The organism is Geomicrobium sediminis, from assembly GCF_016908595.1.
Taxonomy (GTDB): domain Bacteria; phylum Bacillota; class Bacilli; order Bacillales; family Marinococcaceae; genus Geomicrobium_A; species Geomicrobium_A sediminis.
Genome location: NZ_JAFBEC010000006.1, coordinates 180,880 through 204,392, shown reverse-complemented (window position 1 = coordinate 204,392; position 23,513 = coordinate 180,880). Strand labels below are relative to the sequence as shown.

General features: G+C 42.3%; 26 protein-coding genes. 9 read left to right on the top strand and 17 right to left on the bottom strand.

What is annotated here, in order from left to right:
• Positions 1 to 13: 13 nt before the first annotated feature.
• From JOD17_RS11565 to JOD17_RS11555, 3 genes are read left to right on the top strand one after another with little or no spacing between them, the layout of a single operon-like run.
• Positions 14 to 1,690 (top strand): peptide ABC transporter substrate-binding protein, encoded by a 1,677-nt coding sequence (locus tag JOD17_RS11565; RefSeq protein ID WP_204697894.1) that lies wholly within the window; start codon positions 14 to 16, stop codon positions 1,688 to 1,690.
• A 57-nt stretch (positions 1,691 to 1,747) separates the two neighbouring features.
• Positions 1,748 to 2,719 carry an ABC transporter ATP-binding protein gene (locus JOD17_RS11560; protein ID WP_239575455.1) on the top strand — a complete coding sequence of 324 codons (972 nt, stop codon included), beginning with the start codon at positions 1,748 to 1,750 and terminating at the stop codon, positions 2,717 to 2,719.
• Positions 2,716 to 4,161, top strand: a complete 1,446-nt coding sequence (locus JOD17_RS11555; RefSeq protein ID WP_204697889.1) for an amidase family protein — start codon at positions 2,716 to 2,718, stop codon at positions 4,159 to 4,161. Before JOD17_RS11560 ends, JOD17_RS11555 begins: the two co-directional genes overlap by 4 nt.
• Positions 4,162 to 4,195: 34 nt before the next feature.
• On the opposite strand, the gene JOD17_RS11550 is transcribed toward JOD17_RS11555, so the two are convergent.
• Positions 4,196 to 5,077: a LysR family transcriptional regulator gene (locus tag JOD17_RS11550; protein WP_204697887.1), complete on the bottom strand. Its 882-nt coding sequence runs from the start codon at positions 5,075 to 5,077 to the stop codon at positions 4,196 to 4,198.
• A 112-nt stretch (positions 5,078 to 5,189) separates the two neighbouring features.
• Here JOD17_RS11550 and JOD17_RS11545 point away from each other — a divergent pair, with 112 nt between their 5' ends.
• Entirely contained in the window at positions 5,190 to 6,371 is a 1,182-nt protein-coding gene (locus JOD17_RS11545) for an MFS transporter (protein ID WP_204697885.1), read from the top strand.
• A 47-nt stretch (positions 6,372 to 6,418) separates the two neighbouring features.
• On the opposite strand, the gene urtE is transcribed toward JOD17_RS11545, so the two are convergent.
• From urtE to JOD17_RS11500, 9 genes are all read right to left on the bottom strand, one after another.
• Positions 6,419 to 7,120, bottom strand: a complete 702-nt coding sequence (gene urtE, locus JOD17_RS11540) for an urea ABC transporter ATP-binding subunit UrtE (protein WP_204697883.1) — start codon at positions 7,118 to 7,120, stop codon at positions 6,419 to 6,421.
• Positions 7,121 to 7,126: 6 nt separating this feature from the next.
• On the bottom strand, positions 7,127 to 7,897 hold the full coding sequence (gene urtD, locus JOD17_RS11535; protein WP_204697881.1) for an urea ABC transporter ATP-binding protein UrtD: 771 nt from the start codon (positions 7,895 to 7,897) through the stop codon (positions 7,127 to 7,129).
• The gene (gene urtC / locus JOD17_RS11530; protein ID WP_204697879.1) at positions 7,845 to 8,921 is read right to left on the bottom strand and encodes an urea ABC transporter permease subunit UrtC; all 1,077 of its coding nucleotides are present in this window, start codon (positions 8,919 to 8,921) and stop codon (positions 7,845 to 7,847) included. Before urtC ends, urtD begins: the two co-directional genes overlap by 53 nt.
• An 18-nt stretch (positions 8,922 to 8,939) precedes the next feature.
• Complete coding sequence (urtB, locus tag JOD17_RS11525) at positions 8,940 to 9,842, bottom strand: urea ABC transporter permease subunit UrtB (protein ID WP_042418044.1); 903 nt, start codon at positions 9,840 to 9,842, stop codon at positions 8,940 to 8,942.
• Between the two features lie 56 nt (positions 9,843 to 9,898).
• Positions 9,899 to 11,176 (bottom strand): urea ABC transporter substrate-binding protein, encoded by a 1,278-nt coding sequence (gene urtA, locus JOD17_RS11520; RefSeq protein WP_204697878.1) that lies wholly within the window; start codon positions 11,174 to 11,176, stop codon positions 9,899 to 9,901.
• A gap of 150 nt (positions 11,177 to 11,326) precedes the next feature.
• Positions 11,327 to 11,743, bottom strand: a complete 417-nt coding sequence (mscL, locus tag JOD17_RS11515; protein ID WP_204697877.1) for a large conductance mechanosensitive channel protein MscL — start codon at positions 11,741 to 11,743, stop codon at positions 11,327 to 11,329.
• Positions 11,744 to 11,839: 96 nt separating this feature from the next.
• Positions 11,840 to 12,256, bottom strand: coding sequence for a hotdog fold thioesterase (locus JOD17_RS11510; RefSeq protein ID WP_420827938.1), 417 nt, complete (start codon positions 12,254 to 12,256; stop codon positions 11,840 to 11,842).
• Positions 12,257 to 12,340: 84 nt separating this feature from the next.
• Positions 12,341 to 12,550, bottom strand: a complete 210-nt coding sequence (locus JOD17_RS11505) for a hypothetical protein (protein WP_042418037.1) — start codon at positions 12,548 to 12,550, stop codon at positions 12,341 to 12,343.
• Between the two features lie 108 nt (positions 12,551 to 12,658).
• Positions 12,659 to 13,375: an alpha/beta fold hydrolase gene (locus JOD17_RS11500; protein ID WP_204697876.1), complete on the bottom strand. Its 717-nt coding sequence runs from the start codon at positions 13,373 to 13,375 to the stop codon at positions 12,659 to 12,661.
• Between the two features lie 87 nt (positions 13,376 to 13,462).
• On the opposite strand from JOD17_RS11500, the gene cls reads away from it, so the two are divergent.
• On the top strand, positions 13,463 to 14,905 hold the full coding sequence (gene cls, locus JOD17_RS11495) for a cardiolipin synthase (RefSeq protein ID WP_204697875.1): 1,443 nt from the start codon (positions 13,463 to 13,465) through the stop codon (positions 14,903 to 14,905).
• Between the two features lie 39 nt (positions 14,906 to 14,944).
• Here the strand turns inward: cls and thrC are convergent, their stop codons facing one another.
• The 7 genes from thrC to JOD17_RS11465 all read right to left on the bottom strand — a co-directional run bounded on the left by thrC (position 14,945) and on the right by JOD17_RS11465 (position 21,359).
• A complete protein-coding gene (thrC, locus tag JOD17_RS11490) occupies positions 14,945 to 16,201 on the bottom strand; it encodes a threonine synthase (RefSeq protein ID WP_204697874.1) in 1,257 nt (418 codons plus the stop codon).
• A gap of 83 nt (positions 16,202 to 16,284) precedes the next feature.
• A complete protein-coding gene (locus JOD17_RS21550) occupies positions 16,285 to 16,419 on the bottom strand; it encodes a hypothetical protein (RefSeq protein ID WP_275581785.1) in 135 nt (44 codons plus the stop codon).
• Between the two features lie 94 nt (positions 16,420 to 16,513).
• Positions 16,514 to 18,166, bottom strand: a complete 1,653-nt coding sequence (locus tag JOD17_RS11485) for a BCCT family transporter (protein ID WP_204697873.1) — start codon at positions 18,164 to 18,166, stop codon at positions 16,514 to 16,516.
• Positions 18,167 to 18,322: 156 nt separating this feature from the next.
• On the bottom strand, positions 18,323 to 19,276 hold the full coding sequence (locus JOD17_RS21720) for a DUF418 domain-containing protein (RefSeq protein ID WP_204697872.1): 954 nt from the start codon (positions 19,274 to 19,276) through the stop codon (positions 18,323 to 18,325).
• A gap of 11 nt (positions 19,277 to 19,287) precedes the next feature.
• Complete coding sequence (locus JOD17_RS11475) at positions 19,288 to 20,163, bottom strand: cation diffusion facilitator family transporter (protein ID WP_204697871.1); 876 nt, start codon at positions 20,161 to 20,163, stop codon at positions 19,288 to 19,290.
• Positions 20,164 to 20,306: 143 nt separating this feature from the next.
• Positions 20,307 to 21,068: a TSUP family transporter gene (locus JOD17_RS11470; RefSeq protein WP_204697869.1), complete on the bottom strand. Its 762-nt coding sequence runs from the start codon at positions 21,066 to 21,068 to the stop codon at positions 20,307 to 20,309.
• A gap of 57 nt (positions 21,069 to 21,125) precedes the next feature.
• Positions 21,126 to 21,359: a hypothetical protein gene (locus JOD17_RS11465; RefSeq protein WP_204697867.1), complete on the bottom strand. Its 234-nt coding sequence runs from the start codon at positions 21,357 to 21,359 to the stop codon at positions 21,126 to 21,128.
• A 117-nt stretch (positions 21,360 to 21,476) separates the two neighbouring features.
• Here JOD17_RS11465 and JOD17_RS11460 point away from each other — a divergent pair, with 117 nt between their 5' ends.
• The 4 genes from JOD17_RS11460 to JOD17_RS11445 all read left to right on the top strand — a co-directional run bounded on the left by JOD17_RS11460 (position 21,477) and on the right by JOD17_RS11445 (position 23,500).
• Positions 21,477 to 21,830, top strand: a complete 354-nt coding sequence (locus JOD17_RS11460; RefSeq protein WP_204697865.1) for a YojF family protein — start codon at positions 21,477 to 21,479, stop codon at positions 21,828 to 21,830.
• Between the two features lie 15 nt (positions 21,831 to 21,845).
• Entirely contained in the window at positions 21,846 to 22,502 is a 657-nt protein-coding gene (gene bshB2, locus JOD17_RS11455) for a bacillithiol biosynthesis deacetylase BshB2 (protein WP_204697863.1), read from the top strand.
• Between the two features lie 214 nt (positions 22,503 to 22,716).
• A complete protein-coding gene (locus JOD17_RS11450) occupies positions 22,717 to 23,082 on the top strand; it encodes a hypothetical protein (RefSeq protein ID WP_204697861.1) in 366 nt (121 codons plus the stop codon).
• 67 nt (positions 23,083 to 23,149) lie between these two features.
• On the top strand, positions 23,150 to 23,500 hold the full coding sequence (locus tag JOD17_RS11445; RefSeq protein ID WP_204697860.1) for a hypothetical protein: 351 nt from the start codon (positions 23,150 to 23,152) through the stop codon (positions 23,498 to 23,500).
• Positions 23,501 to 23,513: the final 13 nt, after the last annotated feature.

Below are 23,513 nucleotides of genomic sequence, written 5' to 3'. Positions count from 1 at the left end.
AGGGGGAAAGAAGATGAAGAAGAAATGGCTAATGCTCATGTTTACATTAATGTTAAGCATGGTACTCGTTCTTGCTGCTTGTTCAGATGAAGGTAGCGATAGCGAAGAAAGTGATGATGATGCGACTGACACAGAGGAAACTGACTCTGATGACAGCGCAGCAGGGGAAAGTGAAGCAGGAGAAAATGTTCTTGTCGTCAACAATGAATCTGAACCGACGTCTTTAGATCCACCGATTGGAAACGACCAATATTCCTATGATGTTCTTAACAACATCGGCGAAGGATTGACTCGCCTTGGTGCTGATGAAGCTGTTCCAGAGCCTGCAATGGCAGAAGACTGGGATGTTTCTGAAGATGGATTAACGTACACGTTTAACTTACGTGAAGGCATCACATGGACAAACGGTGAACCTGTCACCGCTCAAGACTTCGAATTTTCTTGGAAACGTTTAGCAGATCCTGACACCGCATCTCCTGCAGCACAACATTCTTATTGGATTGCTGGTGCTGAAGAGTTCAACGCAGGTGAAGCGGATGAAGAAGATGTTCTCGTTACAGCAATTGATGATCAAACACTTGAAGTCGTTTTAGAAAATCCAACGGAGTTCTTCCCGTCAATTACAGCAATGCCACAACTCTTCCCGGTTCATAAAGAAACGGTTGAAGAAGATGATAACTGGGCAGGTAGCCTTGATACGATCGTAACAAACGGACCTTTCAAAATGGCTGAATGGGACCATGATGTACGAATTCTTCTTGAAAGAAATGAAGATTATTGGGATGCAGAAAACGTTGCACTTGATGGTGTTCAATATGAAATGATTGATGACTCTTCTACAGCTTATCAATTGTATGAAGATGGAACTCTTGATACTGTGGCAATGCCAGCTGACATGATCGAAACGTTAATCGATAGCGAAGATGCTTTCGTAGCACCACGTGCAGGAATTGAATTCCAACGTTTTAATGTAAACGAAGAACCATTCCACAACAAGAAAATCCGTCAAGCATTTAACTATGCAATCGATAGCCAAATTATCGTTGACCGCATTATTCAAGGAGACGAAAACATTGCTGAAGGTTTTGTCGCTTATGGTTTCCTAACTCCAGATGGGGAAGACTTCCGCGATGTTGCTGACAGTCACTACCCTTATGATCCTGAAACTGCACAACAACTTCTTGAAGAAGGTATGGCAGAAGAAGGCTATGACGAGCTCCCTACAGTAACGTTCTCATACAACACATCAGATCAACACAGCATTGTTTCTCAAGCCATTCAAGAAATGATTCTTGAAAACTTAGGGATTGATATTCAACTTGAGAACAGTGAATGGGCAGTATTCATGGAAGCACAACAAGGTCTTGAGCTTCAATACTCTCGTTCTTCATTCTTAGGTGGTTACAATGACCCAATCAACTTCTTAACAAACTTTACTACAGACAACCCAATGAACCGTACTGATTTCAGTAATGAAGAGTTCGATGCATTGATTAATTCAAGTTATGAAGAAGATGATGCAAATGCACGTTTTGATTTACTTCTCGAAGCAGAAGCATTGTTAATGGAAGAGGCGCCAATTGTACCACTTTACTTCTATAACCATACATTCCTGTATAAACCAGAAGTAAACAATATTGTTCGTCATCCTGTAGGCTTTGTTGAGTTTAAATACGCAAGTTTAGACTAAAGCGAATCGGTGCCCAGGTAATGGGCACCTTCCTTCGTTCATAGGCAGGTGAATGCATTGACACAAGAAAAATTACTTGAAGTTACGAACCTCAAAAAACATTTCCCCCTTGATAAAAACCAAGTTGTCAAAGCCGTTGATGGTGTGTCTTTTGAAATTTATAAAGGTGAAACACTCGGACTTGTCGGTGAATCGGGATGCGGAAAGTCCACTACAGGTCGCACGATCATTAATCTCTATAAAACGAGTGACGGTACAATTCGATATAAAGGCAATGACGTTGAATTGTTACGTGGGAAAAACCGCCGTTCATTTTACAGACGAGTACAAATGATCTTTCAAGATCCATACGCATCATTAAACCCTCGTATGAATGTTGCAATGTGCATTGCTGAAGGGATGGATATCCACAACATTCATAAAGGAAAAGATCGTCTAGAGCGCGTTTATGAGCTTCTCGAAACGGTTGGTCTTCAACGAGAACACGCTAACAGGTATCCCCATGAATTTAGTGGCGGGCAACGGCAACGAATTGGGATCGCACGTGCGCTGGCTCTTGATCCAGAATTTATCATTGCTGATGAGCCTATTTCGGCACTTGATGTATCCGTTCAAGCGCAAGTCGTTAACTTAATGAAAGATTTGCAACGGGAGCGCAACCTCACGTATTTGTTTATCGCGCATGACCTTGCAATGGTTAAACACATTAGCGACCGCATCGGTGTGATGTACTTAGGTAATATTGTTGAATTAACAACGAGTGAACAACTTTATTCAGATCCTCTCCACCCTTATACGAACGTACTTCTTTCAGCGATTCCAGTGCCGGATCCGGTTGTAGAAGAACAACGGGAGCGCATCATCGTTGAAGGTGAAGTTCCGAGTCCAGTCAATCCGCCGAGCGGCTGTGTCTTTCGAACTCGTTGTCCTGAAGCGATGGACATTTGTGCAACCGTAAAGCCGACTTGGCAAGAAGCGAAACCTGGTCACTTCGTTTCATGCCACTTGTATGAAGGTGAGAACCGATGATTGCGCCGTACTGGCACGAAGAGACGACCATTCAAGAGATCCATACGGCTTTTCGACAAGGACAATTAACGTCACAAAAGCTTGTGATGTATTACCTTGAACGAATCGCTCTTTATGACCAAGATGGTCCTAGCATTAACGCCGTACTCGATATCAATCCAGATGCCATCGCAATCGCTAAAGGACTCGACGTTCAATACGCTCAGTCTGGTTTAGTTGGACCTTTACACGGCATCCCTGTTCTACTAAAAGACAACATTCAAACCGGCGATGCACTCTCAACGAGCGCTGGCGCTTATGCTTTAAAGGACTGGAAAGCAGATGAAGATGCAGCGCTCGTTAAAAAGCTCCGTTCAGCGGGAGCTGTTATTCTCGGAAAAGCGAACATGACAGAACTTGCTCATCGTATTGGGCGCGAAGGAATGCCGAATAGTTTTAGCAGTCGTGGCGGCCTCGTCTTGAACCCGTACGGACCACATGAGTTTGATGTTGGGGGCAGTAGCTCTGGTTCAGCAGCTGCAATTGCTAGCAATTTCGCTGCTGTCAGTATCGGTACTGAGACGTCAGGGTCGCTCGTTAACCCTGCGACACGTAATTCACTCGTTACGATTAAACCGACGTTCGGGCTCGTAAGTCGTGAAGGTGTGATTCCGCTATCGTATTCACAAGATGTTGCAGGTCCGTTGGCACGTACCGTTGAAGATGCGGCTATTCTTCTAGATGTTATTGCCGGTCGCTGTGAACGAGATCATACGACACATGGGATCCCTAGTCACACGTCCAATTATTGTGATCACCTAAACGTTGACGGTCTAGCACGCAAACGAATCGGTGTATACCGCGGGAAAGTACCAGATGATCAGGTCGAACATGTCGACCAACATCGCTTTGAAGCTGCCATTGATGTGTTGAGAAAACAAGAAGTTGAAGTCATCGAAGACATTACAATTCCAGACGTTGAAAAAGAAATTCCTAGCTTATTACGTTATGAAATTAAGCATTCGCTAAACACATTCTTTAAAAGAGCAAAACCATCGACAGGTTACGCTAATTTCGATGAGTTCCTTACTACATACTTCCAACACGCCCGTTTACAACCTTACGGTTTCGATAGCTTCATTAGTGGCACCGATCGTAAAGAAGAACTAGCAAACTCCGAATGGATTATGCAAAAACTGCTAAACCAAGGACTGCACGACGAACACGCGATTGAAAATGTGATGAAAAATCACGCACTGGATGCGATCGTCTTCCCTAGTGCTGCTGGCTTTGCCGTCGCCGCTCGTGCAGGCTTACCTTCAATCTCAGTACCTGCAGGTTATAAAGCGAATGGACAGCCGTTTGGCATAACATTCACTGGACCGATGTTCGAAGAACGAACATTAATTGAACTTGCCTTTAGTTATGAACACGCGACACAACATCGCAAGAAACCAAAATGAAAAGCCGACCGGAGAAATTTCCTCGGTCGGCTTTTTAGTGGTTCATACTCTCAATCTCACCTCTAACCTTACCTTCGTTTAGAAAGTGATTCATCGTTTGATAGACCGTTGTCTCTGGATGGTTCTTCAAACAAATCGCATAATAATCTTGATAGGCCCACTCAACACCGAGGGGTACTTCAACTAAACTCGGTTCATTGACGACACTTTCTTGAGGTAGAAAGCCCATCCCTTTTTGCTCAATAATGATTTGCTTTGCTAGATTTCCATGAGAGACTTCAACCGGTGACTTCTGGTGCTGTATGCCGTGTTTTTCTAGCCACTTTTGAAAAGGAATGCCCCAACTCACTTTAATGTAACGTTCATTTTGAAGACTCGCTAAATCAAAGTCTGCACCTATGTCAACTTCGGTATGACGATATAACGCATAATGGTGCCGTCCCAGATGCCAAGCGCGGATGGCTTTCGCTCTTGGTAAATTAAAGACGATACCATAATCAATGCGCCCATCTAACACGTGTTGAATAATCGCAGGTGAATGATCCGTCGTAATCTGCACGTGTAGATTCGGGATCTTTTCATGCAAAGAAAACACTCGACGTACAGGGAATGAATTCCAAGTTGATTGCGTCACTGCGATTTTTAGTTCTTGGCTATGTGTGTGTGTCGTTGCAATTTGTTTCGTTTTTTCATAGAGGTTTAATTGTTGTTGCATAAATGGCAACAACTCTAATCCTTTCGCTGAAAGTCTAAGATCTCGGTTGTTTCGGTCAAATAGACGGACACCATAGAATTCCTCTAACTTTGCAATCCGAGAGGTTACGGTTGATTGCGTAATATGTAAGAACGCAGCTGCCTTTGTAAAACTATTCAATTCCGTTACGACGAGAAACGTTTTTAACTGATCATAATCCATCCCATTTCACCTCATTGAAATTATCGATCATATGGATTCAATTATTCATGTTGTGAATAACTAAAGCAAGTCGTACGATTGAGGTAACGAACGAGAAAGAAGTGACCATCGTATGCCTTGGACGATTTGGAAAACCTACGGACCTTTTGTTTTTGCCCTTTTGGCAATTGAATTTTTTGTCACGTTTACGTTTTTTATGTTTGTTCCGTTCATTTCACTCTACTTAACTGGCGAACTTGGCTACTCCTTGCTTTTTGCCGGTGTTATTCTTGCTGTTCGATTGGTAAGTCAACAAGGAGTTATGCTCATTGGTGGATACTTTGGGGATAAGTACGGCCATAAAAAAATGATGATGATTGGCTTTTTATGTCGGGGTGTTGGCTTTGCCGGTTTAGGTCTTGTTGAGACCCCCATTGCCCTCATTGTTATGGCAATCATTGGAGGCATCGGAGGGACGTTCTTTAGTCCTTCATTAAAAGCCGTGCTCGTCTCAAATCAACCGAAATCTGAACATAAGACCTTATTTGCTTATTCCAACATTAGTGCAAATGCTGGAACGATTATTGGTCCTTTGTTTGGCACCTTGTTTTCAGTCACTCAATTCCCGCTACTTAGTGTAATTACTGGTCTATCGTTTGCGTTGATGAGTTTCTGGATTTTTTTAGTCCCGATTCGGTCCATTCAATCCACAACCAAACCTTCTCTTATTCTTGGTTTAACTGAAATTATCCACAACCGCTCCTTTCTCCTCGTTGTGGTTGCTTTAATCCCTTTTCACTTTATTTATCAACAACTTTTCCTCGTCTACCCTTTGATTGGATTCACGTTAACCGGTTCAGGGGGATGGATCTTTACCGTTCTAACGTTGCTTGTCGTTGCCTGTCAAATGACGGTCACTCGTCTGTCTGAGCGCTTAAGCATGGTTCGTTCTATTCAATGGGGCTACTTAGCCATGGCATTAGGCTTTATACCGCTTTTCTTTCATTTACATGTGATTACCGTCATCGCCTCATTAATCGGAATCGCACTCGGTGTCATGCTCATTCAACCAACATTCTATTCCTATACCGTTAGCCAAGCTCCTGCAGAACGATTTGCTTTGTATATTGGTTTTTCGAATTTAGCCATGGCTATTGGTGGCGCACTTGGAAATATTGTCGGGGGTAGCCTCTACGAATGGTTACATTCGCTTCAATTGCTCTCTATTTATTGGGTGATTTTTGCGATATTCGCCATTCTCCCGATCTTTCTCTTACAGCGAATACTACGAACAAGTAAATCACCAGCAAACTAACGATAAAAAGAAGAGCTGACACGAATATCGGCTCTTCTTCCACGGACTTAAATACTCAAATACCCTCTCATATTCTCTTCTGTTAGCTCTTCTCTTTCACCTTCATATACGATGCGTCCACGGTCCATCACATAAAAGTAATCTGCAACTTCACTTGCAAAATCGAAGCTCTGTTCGACGAGCAACATCGTCTTTTCATTGGTTTGTTTTAAATCTTTAATGACATCTTGAATATCTTGGACAATGTTCGGTTGAATTCCTTCTGTCGGTTCATCAAGTAAGATCACGTCTGGATCTGCAACTAACGTGCGAGCAATTGCCAATTGTTGCTGCTGACCCCCACTTAAATCGCCGCCTTTTCGATTTTGCATATCTTTTAGTATTGGAAAGTAATCATAAACCTGGTGACCTGGTTCAATGTTCTTCTTCTGGTCTTGCCGTGCTTCTAAGCCGAGCTGCAAATTCTCATGGACCGTTAGTGTCGAAAAGATTTCTCTGCCTTGGGGGATGTAGCCAATCCCTTTACGCGAACGCCACGTTGGAGATTTATCATTAATGTTGTGGCTCTGGTAATCGATGTGACCATGATTTACTTTAATCAATCCCATTAATGTTTTAAGTAAGGTTGATTTTCCCACTCCGTTTCTTCCGAGCAAACAGACGAGCTTTCCTTTTGGAATCGTCAAACTTACGTCTCTAAGAACTGCACTTTCACCATATCCTGCTTCAATACGATTCAGTTCAAGCATTGAGGTTCACCTCCGACCTAAGTACACTTCTAAAACCCGTTCATTCTGCTGTACTTCCTCCATTGAACCGTCGCATAACCACGTGCCTTCGTGCATAACCGTAACCTTATCTGCAAACTTTCTTACAAAGTCCATGTCATGCTCTACGACAATTACTGCCCGATCTTTTGCAATTGTTCTTAAAAGTTCTCCTGTCTTCTCTTCCTCTTCCTCAGTCATCCCTGCAATTGGCTCATCCAATAAAACTAATTCAGGGTCTTGCATTAAGACCATCGCAATTTCTAGCCATTGCTTTTGACCGTGGGCAAGCGTTCCTGCGGTGCGGTTGCTCTCTTCTTTAAGTCCAATGAGTGTTAACATTTCGTGAATATGCTCTTTGTCTCCTTCTGACAACTTGGCACGAAGAATATGCCAAAACCCTTTTTGCTGCTTCATGGCAATTTCTAAGTTGGACATCACTGACAATGATGGAAATATTGATGGGGCCTGGAACTTCCGCCCGACCCCTTTTCGAACAATTTGATATTCATACAACTTGCCTAACTCAATGGACTCCTTGAACAACACGTTGCCAGACGTCGGTTTCGTTTTTCCGCACAACACATCTAGAAAGGTCGTTTTCCCTGCCCCATTTGGTCCGATAATAAAATGTAGTTCACGATCACTTAATTGAAAGCTGAATTCATTGATGGCTTTTAATCCTCCAAATTGCACGATTAACTTCTCAGATTGAAGAACTGTTGTAGAGCTTTGCTTCTTCTTTTCGATCTTTTCCATATTTCTTCGCCCTCCTACGTGCTTGGATTGTCGAAATAATTCCCATGATCCCTTTTGGCATAAAGACAACGACTAAGACGAATACAAGACCGATAAAAAACAACCAAGCGTCCGGATAGGTTTGACTGAACCAAGTGCTCGCACCGTTTGTAAGCAATGCGCCAATAACAGGACCAATTAATGTACCGCGTCCTCCAATGGCAACCCACAGCACCATCTCAATCGACGGGACAATCCCCATCATCGACGGCGTGATAATTCCTACTTGTAACACAAACAGCATACCAGCAAGACCTGCGACACCCGCTGAAAAGCTATACACAATTACCTGGTAAATGGACGTATTATACCCAAGAAAGCGGGTACGATTCTCCCCATCTCGGATCGCAATCAATACTTTCCCGAATCGACTGTTCACAAGCTTGTAGCAGATTAGAAAAACAAGGCCTAGAAAAATGACGGTCGTCCAATAGATCATTTGTTGGGTCGTAACTGAATTCAACGAATACCCGAAAATCGTATCAAACCCGGTAATCCCATTCGTCCCGCCAGTGTATTGTTGTTGGCTAATAATAAGCGTTGTAACGACGATGACGAGTGCTTGCGTCAAGATTGTAAAGTAAACACCGGTAATTCGATTTCTAAATGTGAAAAAACCGAGAATACCTGCAAACAACATCGGCACCGCAATAGCTAAAACGATTGCGACGATCGGGTTTGAAAAGATCGCCCAAAACCAAGGCAATTCCGTGATCCCATTCCATCCCATGAAATCTGGCATCCCACCACTTTGAAGGGTTAAGTACATCGCCATTGCATAAGCACCAAAACCAAAGAAAATACCGTGACCTAGACTTAAAATGCCCGCATAGCCCCAAAGAACGCCAATCCCTAACGCCAAAATCGCATAAGCCAAAAAGCGTCCGAGCAGATTTAAATTAAATGGAGCGAGCACAAATGGCATGATGAGCAAAATCACAAATCCTAAAATGACTAACGTCTTTTTGGAATATAAATACGACATTTAAGTTTCCTTTCCGCTCTAATCCAAAGATCTTGTTTTCATGGAAAAGAGCCCAGATGGTCGCCATTGCAAAAATGCAATAATCAGCGCGAAGATCAACACTTTCCCCATTGATGCATTTGTCCAGTATTCAAAAAATGTATTAAAAACACCGATGCCAAGCGCACCAATCACCGTACCCGTTAATGCTCCTACACCGCCGACAACGACAACCATAAACGCATCGACAATATAATTTAAGCCGATCGTCGGTCCAATCGGACCGATTAATGTCAACGTGCAACCAGCCACTCCAGCAAACCCCGCTCCCATTGCGAACGTTAATGAATCCACTTTCCTCGAAGAAATACCAACACACGTTGCCATTTCACGATTTTGCATGACTGCACGCACACGACGTCCTTGCCTCGTTCGATACAAGTAGATGAATAGACCACCAAGGCAGACGATGACAAGTCCGATCATAAACAAACGGCTAAACGGCAAATACAAACCAAAGATCTCTAAGCTGCCTTGTAAAAAGCTCGGACTTTGAACACCAACATTTGGCGCACCAAAGATCGTCCGAATCAATTGCTGCAAGATAAGACCTGCACCAAACGTTGCCAATAAACTATCAAGTGGCCTCCCGTATAAATGTCGAATCACGGTAAATTCAAGTAACATTCCAATTCCAGCAACGATAATAAATGCAGCTGGGATCGCGAGGATAAAATACCAATCAAAGAACTGCTCTGGTATGTACTGCACAAAAATGACTTGCATCAAATACGTCACATAAGCTCCAATCATAATCAAATCACCATGAGCCATGTTGATGACTCGCATTAAACCAAACGTAATTGCAAGACCCATAGCAACGAGTAATAGAACAGACCCAAGGCTTATTCCATTAAAAATTTGCATTGCAACGCTACTCATAACATGCACGCCTTTCTGTCGATTAAAAGAGACGAAGGGATTACCTCCCTTCGCGCTTATTGAATGGCTTCTGCCCAGTCGTATGTCTCTAAATAAGGATCTGGTTTGACCGGTTCTCCAGAATTCCAAACTTCTTCAAACTGCCCATCGCCTTGTACTTCTCCAATTCGGACCGTTTTGTATACATGCTGGTTATCCCCATCAATCTCAACGGGTCCGTTTGGTGCATCAAACGTTATGCCTGATGCCGCTTCCCTAACCGCATCTGTTTCTGTTGTGCCAGCTTCTTCAACTGCTTGTGCCCACAAGTAAACCATAAAATAAGCAGCCTCAATTGGGTCGCCCGTTACACGGTCTTCACCGTAAGCTTCTTTGAAGTTCGACACAAACGTGTCGTTTTCAGGGGTATCGGTCGTCTGATAATAATTCCAACTCGCGTAATGTCCTTCTAACACTTCAGCTCCGATTCCTCGAATCTCTTCTTCCGCTACACTTACAGAGAGCACGGTTACGTCATCGGAAGTAATCCCTGCATCAGCAAGCTGATTGAAAAATGCTACGTTGCTATCCCCATTTAATGTATTAAAGATAACGTCTGGCTCTGTGTCTCTGATGTGTGAAATAATCGTGTTGTAATCGGTATGACCCATCGGTGTGTATTCTTCTCTTACGACTTCACCACCTAGATCATCTAATTGTGCTTGGATAATTTGATTTGCAGTTCTCGGGAACACATAATCAGAACCTAATAAAAAGAAAGAATCACCAACGTTATCAAACAACCATTCTACAGCCGGAACAATTTGTTGGTTCGGTGCGGCACCGTTATAAAATATATTTGGTGAAGACTCCATTCCTTCATATTGCACAGGGTAGAACAACAGTCCGTTATGTTCTTCTACAACTGGCAATACGGCTTGTCGACTTGCAGACGTCCACGTACCGAAGATTGCAGCAACATCATCTTGTTGTAAGAGTTTAGACGCTCGCTCAGAAAAGACCGGCTCATCGGAAGCACCGTCTTCAACGATTGGAACAATTTCTTTCCCTAAAACACCACCATCTTCATTAATTTCATCGATCGCTAACATGACCGCATCTCTGACAGATGTCTCACTTATTGCCATCGTTCCACTTAATGAATGAAGCAATCCAACTGGAATTGAATCCTCATCCACGACAACTTCTTCACTATTCTCTTCTGAATCGGACTGTTCGTCCTCGCCTGCACTCGCTTCTCCAAAACCTGTATCCGCCGCTTCATCTCCAGCAGCACATGCACTTAGGATAAATGCAGACGAGAATAAGGCGATCCCCCATTTATATTTTTTCATCATTTCCTCCTTCAAAGCGTTAATCTAGTACGGTTAACAATACTATAATATTCTTAATAGTTTCTATATTGTTGTTATATTAACTTCCATAGTATTAACATAAAAAAACAAGCCTCGCTTCAATGAAGCAAGGCTTGTTTTCTTTCCGTACTATTCTTTATCGTCATTTGGTTGTGACTCTTGTTGCTTCGATAGTAGATCGCGAATTTCTTTTAGATACACTTCACTTGCTGGTGGCTCTTCTTCCATTTCTTCCTCAGCTTCTTCCGCTTCAGCTCTTCGTTTAATGAGCTTGTTCGCAACTTTCACGAAAATGAATATGGCTAAAGCGATAATTAGAAAGTCGACGATCGCTTGAATAAACATGCCGTATTCTACTTGGGCATCACCAAACTGGAAGACGAGACTCGAAAAGTCAACACCACCGAGGATCACACCGACGAATGGCATAATAATGTGATCAACAAGCGAACTGACAATCTGTTGAAAGGCAGCACCTATGACGACTGCAACTGCGAGATCTAGTACGTTTCCTTGTGCAATGAATGCTTTAAATTCTTTCCACATAGTGTTCCTCCAAGATGCATTTCCAGAGTTGTCCAGTTGTGACTTTTATCACAAGCGAACACTCAAAATTGTTCAATTGCTTTAGTGTACACCACTTTACTGTTTCTGATCAATAATCGCCATCGTACAGCGAGATGTACAGATTAACTTGTCCTCTTCATCAACGATTTTAATCTCCCAAATCATCGTCGTTCTTCCTTTATGTACCGGCACTGCGACTGCAAAAACGTGACCCTCTCTCTTGCTTCGAACGTGGTTCGCATTAATCTCTAAGCCGACTGCCACTTTTTTAGATAAATCGATGTTAATCGCAGTTCCAACTGAAGCTGCCGTTTCAGCGAGGACGACTGAAACACCACCATGTAAAATTCCTGCAGGTTGATGGGTTTTCGGAGTAATTGGCATTTTCAAGACGAGTCGATCCGGATCCGTCTCAATAAACTCAATATTTAATTCGTCAATAATTGTACCGGCAATTCTTTTATCGATATTTTCAAAAAAATCCACAGTCACTTGCCTGCACCACCTTAATGTTTTCTTTAGTCTAGTCTACCATAGTTCGACTCTAATCAACGTAAAATGACCGGCAGATGCCGGTCATAATAACAATGAATCTAAATTAACACGTTGAACCGTATCGGATACTTCTTTCGAGTCGATTACCTTACCTGACTCATCGATTGTTTCAACAATTCCTTCGGGAGCATTTGATTCTGTTGCCGTATGTGTTCCCTCTTCATATTGATTCGGCGTTACCGAACTCAATGCTAAATAAGAGGTTAAAAAGCTAACAGTTACGATCTTCACATGAACCACTCCTTCAAAGCGATTACTTATAGTGTACACGAAGAATATGGAGAACATCTGTAGATCATCTGAACAATTCATGAACCTTCTGTCCGTTTCCAACTCGTTTCATTGACTGAGGAAGCGATGAACGGTTTCATTGAATAAAGAAGCATGCGAATACGGCAAACTATGTCCTGCCCCATCGATCATCATCGTCTTTACGTGCTCATTTTCATTCGAAATCTGCGCCATTGTTTTCTTTATCAATCTGTTTTCTTTCGCCCCTGCCATCACGAGGATCGGAAACGGTAGTTCGTGCACGTTCACCGGAAGCTTAAATCGACTATTCTCATAGATGATGTTTTCAAGTAGTGATTTAGTGATTGATTGCGTATCGTTGAAATAACGCTCAAAATCCGAACTTGGGACTTCCAGTTGCTTTGCTTGGATTTTTGCAAAGGTTCGATTTCTACTTAGTGGATGCATCATGGCAGTCGTTTTTGCTATGAACGTCGGAAAAGGAAGCGGGGATGCCAACATACTGACTAATACAACACGCTCAAACCGTTCAGGTTGTCTGCTCACTAAGGACAATGCCACTTGTGCCCCGAGTGAAAAGCCAATCACACTGATCTGTTCAAAGGAAACTGTGTCTAGCTCCCTTATTAATTGATCGACAGTCTCATCAATCGAAAAATACTTCTCCTCATTCATCCCGTGTCCAGGAAGCTCTGGTGTCCACACCGCATAGTCTTGTTCAAAAAACTTCACTTGTTCGTTCCACATCCACGAGCTCGTACCGCCACCATGTAAAAATAAAAGCAAATGACGTTTATTTTCCATTATTCCCCTTCCTTTCAACTAGAATGAGGGTTAACACATACAAATGAAGGGAATGACAGTATTACTAGTCACTAGGGGGACGTAGACATGTCATGGCCCGCAACGATTTTTTTGGGGATTTTAATCGTAAACATCTTCTTCGGTATCATAATCATATTTCGTGAACAAAAGAGTGCACAAGCAACTTGGGCCTGGTTAATGGTCCTTTTTTTCGTGCCAGTGATCGGGCTAATCATTTATTTTGTTTTCGGTCGTGAACTTCGGAACAGCTCATGGAACGAAGACTCACTTTTCAAAACGAATGCACTTCTTCTCCATCAACGTGAAGAGATTCAAGAAGAGACACTGTACCGGAATTCACCAAGCATGGATGGATTAGAAAGTCTCATTTATATGCACATTCACCACAGTCATGCGCCACTGACGTATGCACAGTCCGTAGACTTGTTAACAGACGGTGACCAGAAGTTCGAATCACTGTTCAACGACATTCGCGAAGCAACCGATTATGTTCATGTGCAATACTTCTCCATTAATACCGATGAACTTGGATCAGCCTTTGTTCAGTTGCTCACCGAAAAAGCAAAAGAAGGCGTGCAAGTGATGTTGTTGTATGACGGACTCGGCTCGTGGAAAATGTCAAATCGGTTCTTGAAAGATTACTTAAACGCTGGTGGCAAGTCTCGCGTATTCTTCCCACCACGTTCAATGTTCACGTACGGCAGCTTAAATCATCGCAATCACCGGAAGCTTGCAATTATTGATGGCTCTGTTGCTTATATCGGAGGATTTAATATTGGTGACAAGTATAACACTGACGATCGCGGGCTCGGCTTCTGGCGCGACTCGCATTTAAGACTTACAGGAAGTGCTGTTCATCATTTGCACGACCAATTTATTTCTGACTGGAATAAAGGTCAAAAAGAACCTGCCCCTGAATTTGCGAATTATGAAGTTCCAGTCTCTTCATCCTTAAAAGGCGGCGTGCCAATGCAAATCGTCGCAAGCGGGCCGGGCTTTGAGACGGACCAAGTGAAAAACGGCTTTATTCAAATGATCCAACAGGCGAAACGTTACATTTACATTCAGACTCCATACTTTATTCCTGACTTTGGATTATTGGATAACCTACGAGTTGCGATTATGAGTGGCATCGACGTTCGAATCATGATTCCAAACAAGCCTGACCATCCGTTTATCTACTGGGCAACGTACTTTTATATCGGTGAGCTTCTCCGCCTTGGTGCAACGATTTATATTTACGATAAAGGGTTTCTTCACGCAAAAACGATGGTCGTTGATGACCGGATTAGCACACTCGGCACAACGAACATGGACGTTCGAAGTGTTAGCCTGAACTTTGAAGTGAATACGTTCATGTATGACGAGGAGATGGCAGAGAAAATGCGAGAAACGTTTCAAAATGACCTCGTCGATTGTCATGAATTAACGCTTGAAGAGTATGAACAACGATCCAAATGGATTCGAGTTAAAGAAAACATCGCACGATTAATCTCTCCACTACTATAAGAACAGCCGGTTTTGCATAAGGCAAAACCGGCTGTTTAATTACAATTGTTTCTGGATATTCTTATAGGTTAATTCTGTATTGATGATCTGATTACTAAATTGATAATCCCCTGTGTGATACTGTTGCAACGCTGACGTGTCCTTTAAGATATTACCCGTTAACACACAAAGTGCCGTTTCATCACGGTCAACGATTTGTCGGTCTACGAGTTGCTTTAACCCTGCAACTGTAGCCGCAGATGCAGGTTCACATCCAACCCCACTTTGATCAATCACCGCTTTTGCATCAAGAATCTCTTCATCCGTAACTGCAACGGTAACTCCGTCTGTTGCATGTAAGACGTTCTTCGCTTTCTTCCAGCTCGGTGGGTTTCCGATATTTAACGCACTTGCAACCGTGTTCGGATCGATCTCTGGAACAAACTGCTCCGCTTTTTGGTCCATCATCTTATGAAACGGACTTGCTCCTTCTGCTTGTACAATCGCAACACGCGGCAACCTGTCAATAAACCCGAGGTCATAGAGATCTTTTAATCCTTTTCCGAGTGCAGTACTGTTAGAAAGCGCCCCACCAGGAACGACAATCCAGTCTGGCAACTGCCAATTTAAATACTGTGCGATTTCAAAAATAATACTCTTCTGGCCTTCAATTCGGAAAGGGTTAATCGAGTTACATACATACAACCCTAACTCCTCACTATGCGCTTGTAAGAAGTTGATGCCCTCATCATACTTTCCTTCTGTACTAAACACTTTCGCGCCGTATGCTAGCGTCTGCATCACTTTATTCATTGAAATGTTCTTGTTAGGAACAAACACGAATGATTTGGAACCGGCCATTGAACTATACATTGCGAGTGACGATGACGTATTCCCAGTAGATGTACACGTAAATTTGTCATAGCCAAGTGACTTCCCGTGGGAAACCGCAACAGCCATCCCATTATCTTTAAACGAGCCACTTGGGTTCTCACTTTGAGCTTTTAAGTAAACAGGCTGGTTCAAACCGACATAATCTTTAACCGATTGAACGTTATAGAGACCTGTATTGCCCTCATACTTCGTGACCATATGTTCTTCGGCTAACTCAGGGAAAATCAGCTCTTTATATCGCCAAACACCACTAGCATAAGGTGTCATTCGCTCTGATAACCGTTCATTGAACGTTTGCTTTAACTGCTCCGTATCGACTTGTTTAAAATTGTGCACAATGTCAAACAATCCACCACATTCACATTGGTATTGGAACTGTTCCATTGCGTACTCTTTGTGACAATCCACACATTGTAATTTCATGATGATCCGCTCCACCTTTGTTTATCCTTTACTCTAGCATAGTGAAGGATAATATAGAAAGCAATGGATATTTTCAGAAATCTTTACGACTCAAGTGACTTTTGCAATTCAATTTTTTCTTGTGGTTCATGGAATTGCATGCTCGTATTGTTACTTTCAATACTTAAACTAATGACTAGAGCAACAATCAATGAAATAATGGCTAATTTCTTGTTCATGTCTTTCTCCTTCATTTCGCTCTCACTACCTATAGTCGCCACTTTCCATAAAATGTTACAAAAAATCCGCTGAGAAAAATCTCAGCGGATTTGTTTATTTCGTATCATCTTGATTATTATTGGTTTCTTCATCACTCTCGTCAATTAATTCTTCTGGCATTGTCTGTTCAAATTCTTCACGTTTCTCTTTAAGTTCTTCTTTAGATTCTTCTAAGAAGGTTGGTTCGTATTCTTTATGCTTGCTTTCTAGCCTGAGAATATCGTACTCACCACTTAACGCTTTGAGTAAAGAAATTGCCATCAGCAATACGACAAAGGTGAACGGGAATGCGGCGATCAACATGGCCATTTCTAACGCTTGAAGTCCGCCTGATAACAATAGTGCCGCTGCTGTTGCAGAAAGAATAACACCCCAGATAACTTTGATCTTCACTTGAGGGTTCAAACGACCACCTGTCGTTAACATCCCTAAAACAAATGTCGCGGCATCCGCTGACGTGATAAAGAATGAAGAAATCAATAAGATAGCAATACCCATAATAACTGGACTCCAAGGATATTGTTCTAAGAATGCAAACAGTGCTACTTCGTTTCCTTGTTCGCTCACAATTTCATATAGTCCACCATTTAATGCATTGTCCATCTCAATACCTGCGATACCAAAGATCGAGAACCATACAGCACTAAACAATACTGGAACTGCTGTTACACCAATGACAAATTCTCGAATGGTACGCCCTCTTGAAACTCGTGCAATAAACGTACCTACAAAAGGAGACCAGCCGATCCACCAAGCCCAGTAGAACAATGTCCAGTCATTTAAGAACTCACGCTCACCTTCGAAAGCGTTCATTCCAAGCGTCATACTTGGGATGCTCTGGATATAGCTACCAAGCGTAGTTGTAAATGATTCGATCATTTGTATCGATGATCCTAAGATGAAAACTAAGATCATCAATGCGATTGCAACAACGATGTTCATCCAACTCAAGTAACGGATACCTTTATCAACCCCTGTTGAGGCTGAAAGAATGAAGATAACCGTAACGACTGCGATAACAATCATCGTCGTCATTGTACTATTTGTAATTCCATCAAATGTATAACTTAACCCCGCTGTAATTTGCGTTGCACCGAGTCCAAGTGATGTGGCAATACCAAAAATCGTTGCAAACACCGCTAACACATCAATGCTGTGACCAAGTCCACCTTGTGCACGGTGACCAATTAACGGTGTAAATGCCGAACTAATAAGTGCTGGCGCCTGGTGACGAAACTTAAAGTAAGCAAGAGTTAGGGCAACGATTGCATATGTAGCCCAAGGATGAAATCCCCAATGAAAGAGTGTATATCTTGTTGACTCTTCAGCAGCTGCTATTGTGCCTGGATCAACAGATGGCGGGTTGTGGAAATGTGTTAAAGGCTCGGAAATACCGAAGAAAACAAGTCCTACACCCATCCCTGCAGTAAATAAAAAAGCAAACCATGTAAAGTAACTGTATTCCGGCCTTTCGTCAGGCCTTCCTAAGCGAATGCGTCCATAAGGTCCAAAAACGAGAAACAATGCGAGTAACACAAACAACGTTGTTGCGATAATATACACCCAACCAAAATTGTTCGCAATTAATCCATCAATAAACCCGAGTACCGTTTCAACATTGTCTGGTAAGAATACACCCCAAAGGATGAATACACCGGCAATGGCGAGCGATACCCAAAAGACTATGGATAACTTACTGTTTTTCATAAAGTTGCTCAAAGTCATCTCTGAAAAATAACGATGAGCTTTCCACCTTTCTTGTTACGTTGATTTGTACACGAATGAAATATGTAGTACTTAAATAACACTTCCCATACTACGATCATTCTTAAACTTGTTTTTTGCCATTCCGAGGAATCATCTTTAGGAAAATGCTCTTGGCACCCCTGTATTCGTTCCGATCCGAACTAGCCATTCTATAGGTCCGACTGAAAAATAGCGTAACCATGTATGAGAACCTACGAGTTGAATGACTACAATCAACGCACTTACTAAAAAAGCTTGCCCAAACGTCATTAAATCATTTGGAACCCATAACAATAAAAGGATCGATTGACCAATATAATTTGTAATTGGCATCTTACCAAGTGGAATGAAAACATGTAAATGACTCGAGAAACGGACAATTAGAGCGACATACAAGCACGTAAATATTGGCCAAAGGAGAAATGAACGTTCCACAAATGAAGCATGTGCTAACGGCTCATAAAGCTGAATCGGGAAACTCGGTGCGGTGGATTCTAAGTAGATGAAAGCAACAATCGAGAATCCCCCTGTAAAAATGACTAATCGGGAGAGAATCGTTTGTGTAATCCGTTCAAAAACCCGATACTTTCCAACTGCCAGTCCTAAAATCATGAGTGGCAGTGGCAAAAGGAACTTTACTGTTGTCACTGTTGCCAAAACGCTCCCGAGAATTCCTACGGTTAGAAGCAATGGCTTTGGTAGCTTCATACAAGGTAGTAAAACGATTCCGTATACGCCATACAGCAATAAAACATCCCCTGGATAAATCATCATGTGCATCATCCCGAGTAATATGAGAATACTTAAGCGCTTGCCATACCTTATATACATCGCATCGCCAAGCGCTTTCTTTCGATCAAAAAACAGGAAAACACTTAACCCAAACAAAAATGAAAAGATTGAAATGAAACGCCCTTCCATTAGAATAATAACTGAACGTTCCAACCAAGCATGCAATGGTTCATCTGTGTACACAAATTTCCCCTGAAAGAAACTCATCATATTCACAAAAGGTAAGCCACAAAGTGCAAACCCGCGAAGTTGATCGACGACGTCAAGGCGCTGATCCACGTTGTGACCCCCTACTTTTCTTTTTTTGGCTCAATGTGCACGTGGGCATGCTCAATCTCATGTTCAGTTTTTAAATTCGTTTCGACCCGTTCAGCAATTTCATGACTATCTTCTACAGACAGATCCGGGTCAACTTCAATGATGACTTCTGCATGAACCGCACTTCCAAGCTTTCTCGCCCGAAGCATCCGTAACCCTTGTACATGGTCTAATTCTTCAATAGTGTCACGATAATTTGATAAATGTTCTTCGTCAAATCCATCCGACAATGAATGGGCAGCATCCTTAAAAATGTGCCAGGCCGTGCGACAAATCACAAGACCGATGAGCAACGCCGCTAACGAATCGACCCACCCTAAATGAAAGTAAGCCCCAATAATCCCGACAAACGCACCCACACTCACATAAGCATCGACACGATTGTCTTTCGCAACTGCCCGTAATGCCTGACTATCGACACGATTAGCGAGCTTCGTGTTATACATTGAGACGAAAAACATAATGAATGCAGCGCCAATGGCCACCCAAGCAGCAATTAAGCTCGGTGACTCAGTCCTCGTTTCACCAAACAATGACGTCCCTGCTCCCCACAACACTTGAAAGCCAACGAGCATAATAATAAAGGCCGCAAGTAAGCTTGCAATGTTTTCAGCACGAAAGTGACCATAAGGATGATCGTGGTCGGGTGGCTTTTGAGAAATACGCAGTCCAACGAGCACAGCAACAGAGACGACAATGTCTGCTGCGTTATTAAATCCATCAGCAATTAAAGCTTGCGACAAAAAAAGGTAGCCGATTACCAGCTTTACAGAGGCTAAACTTAAATACGCCGCAATACTTACCCAAGCGCCACGCTCGCCTTCACGCAAACGTTCATAACGGCCCATCCGCGCCCTCCTCTCTAAACACTATCTATATGCATACAGACTACATTTAGTTTGAGGTAAACTTTGATTTTTATTCATAAGACGCAATCAACCTTTAAAAACATAAAAACAGCGATAACCTCTCGGTTCACCGCTGTTTCTCATTACACAAACGCTTCATATATAAGACGGATTGACATGACAATTACTGTCACGAACAATATCCATTTAATCCATTTAGACTGACTCGACATAATAATATTGCTTCCCAGCCACGCCCCTGACGCATTCCCCAATGCGAGGACGAGACCTAACCACCAGTTCACTTCTCCGTTTATACCAAATACGAGTAAGGAAACAAATATGTACAGCCCGGTAATCATCACTTTCACACTGTTGGCATGAATAAACGATAACTGCATAATGAGCATCGCCGTTAAAACGATATAAAAACCTGCACCAACTTGAATAAACCCGCCATAAAATCCAATTGCAAAGAAAGCAATCATACCTAACACTTTGCGGTTACTCGAAAGCATGACTCCAGGTGCTTCTCGCTTCGACGGATCCCAGACGATAAACACAATGGTGACGATCATCGTGATCGCAAGGATGAGCTGGAACAATGCATCGCTGATTGAAACAGCTGCCATCGCTCCAAAGATTGAACCGATAATTGCTGGCAATGCGACAATTGAGCTAACCTTCGTCTCCAACTTTCCTTTTCGTTTAAACGCAAGTACTGCACTCAGACTTTGCACAACAATTGCGACACGATTCGTTCCGTTCGCTTCTGCAGACGGTAAGCCTAGAAAAATTAACATCGGTAACGTTAACAATGAGCCACCTGCTGAAACCGTATTAATAACCCCTGCAAAAAAACCGACAACAAAAATAACAATATACGCCCACAACTCTAATTCCACATGCATCCCTCATCACACTCTAGCTGTATCATCACTATACCATACACGTACAGCTGACTAAGAGCGCCTTCTGCTGTTATACGCATCAATCGTGCCAAGTTCTTTATTCATTAGAATTTCCATTATCTTCAAATGTTCACGAGTAACGACAAGATCAAGTTCGGACCAAGAAATCATATACACAAAATAAAAAGAACCAATTCGGCGAAACGTAACCATTGAGTCTGGAAACAAATCAAACGTTGCACGAATTTGCCCTTTTCGCCAATAGCCGTAGGAGAGTATCTTCATAGGAACCACCTCGTCCATCCTTTTCCCGATTGCACAGGTGGTTAAGCTCAACCTTTTGGATTCCGTAAGCAACTTTGTTTATAATGTAGTGAAAGATGTGGATTGGAGGCAATTGCTTTGAAAGAAATCGTCAAACAAGACGTTCAAACGATCATCGATCGTTATGCAACGAAGAACGTTTATTTACACTTAGAAACAACAAATGGTGCCTACGCTTCTCATTTTGACCAATCATTTTTTTCAGCCAGTGCCTATATACGAAATGCTTCGGTTACGTACAAGCAAGGCAAAATTCAAGGACAAGGACCGTACCGCGTTGGTCTAGAACTTGAGATTGGTTGGATTTACGCTGAAGGCTTGACGCATTATGTCATTAATGAAAATGACGAATTCATTTTGATGGGACTTAATTACGAAGGCAAGATTGCCGTAACCCTACAACTATCAGAACAACCATTTCAGCATAATTAAAAGGAGCTTAAACCTATGTATGATGAACGACACGTTCTAGTCATCTTCCCCCATCCAGATGATGAAGCGTACGGAGTAAGCGGGACCATCGCTGGCCAAATTGCAAAAGGTACACCTGTTACGTACGCTTGCTTAACGCTTGGTGAAATGGGGCGGAATGTCGGTAATCCACCCATCGCAACGCGAGAATCACTTCGCGAAATTCGTAAACGAGAGCTCTTTGAAGCAGCAGAATCGATGGGACTTGAAGACCTTAGAATGCTTGGCTATCGTGATAAAACGTTAGAATTCCTCGATGATGGTGTATTAAAGCAACTCGTCTTAAACCTGATCGATGAACTTAATCCGAGTGTTGTGATTTCATTTTACCCAGAACATGGCGTACATCCAGATCACGACGCGACATCAGCAGCCGTTCGCGATGCCCTTGCAGAGATCGATAGCACTAAACGTCCTCGTTTTTGGGGAATCGCCATTACAAAAGACGACCCAGAAATTGAGTATTCTGTGAAACCATTCATCAATCAAAAAATCAGTACAATTAAAGCGCACGATTCACAGTTCGGTACAATGTTTCGTGAATACGAAAAACGTTACCTTGCTGGAGAACAAGAAGTATCTGAACGACTCGAGAATGAACGCTTTCATGTCTATTCATTTGATGACGAATAGTATCCAACCTTTGGACTGTTTTTACAGCCAAAGGTTTTCTTTTTGTCGAATAATCATTATGTTCAACGCCCGACATGACGCGACTAACTGTATACCTTTTTCAAATTTGTCATAAATTGTCGCAATCTGTCAGTCGATTAGATCAAGGAAATACGAGAGATTTGTTGAAACTTGTTTAGTAAGACCGCTAACTCGAGTAAGGAAGGTGTGCTTTATGTTTAAATGGGTACCTTTTAAAGAGCAAAAGCATATTGAAAAGAAATTACTTAAAATTATGAAGCGACTTAAGATCAAAGAATTTGATTTTAATTGGGACCGCGCTGGCTGTACGATCGTTTTTACATATGGAGAGTATGACTACAAAATGGAACACTCTGTCCAAAAAGCGAAACGAAAAGGCATCATACTAAACCATGGACTAGATTGCCTTTCAGAATTGACTTCTTCGCTCGAAATGCTGTCCGAAATTATTGATCGTGGTAATTATGACTTGGAAACGTGGATTCGTGGTATGCGTGAACCCGCAGGAATAACCGAACTCAATGTTATTCGTTCAGACCAAACCGCTTACGGTGAGTAATGGACACTACCCCTTTTGTTTTAAAAGAAACAATTTCGGAAACAGTAGGACAAAAAGGGGTAGATGAATGCGTTCGATTACAATTACCGGTACCATCCTTATTATTACTGGCTGGTTTACACTTGTAGAGTTTGATCATCTGTCTGAAGACGAGCGAAAACAACTGCTTCAAAAAATAAAATCAAATGCTTGGCTTGTTCTTCTAATTGCCCTTATGCCCGTTGGGATTATCCTCAACGTGATCGGTACATGGCTTTTGTTTCCGCCACTAATTATCACTGGCGCCACATTCATTGTGTTGCAAGGAATCATCGTTAGTGTACTCTTTATGAAACGCAAGCGATGGAAGGGAATCTTGCTCTTAACTGTCATCGGTGTTCTCGCAATCTTTATGTATCTTCCACTCTTCATCCATTGAATCTTAGTGACGC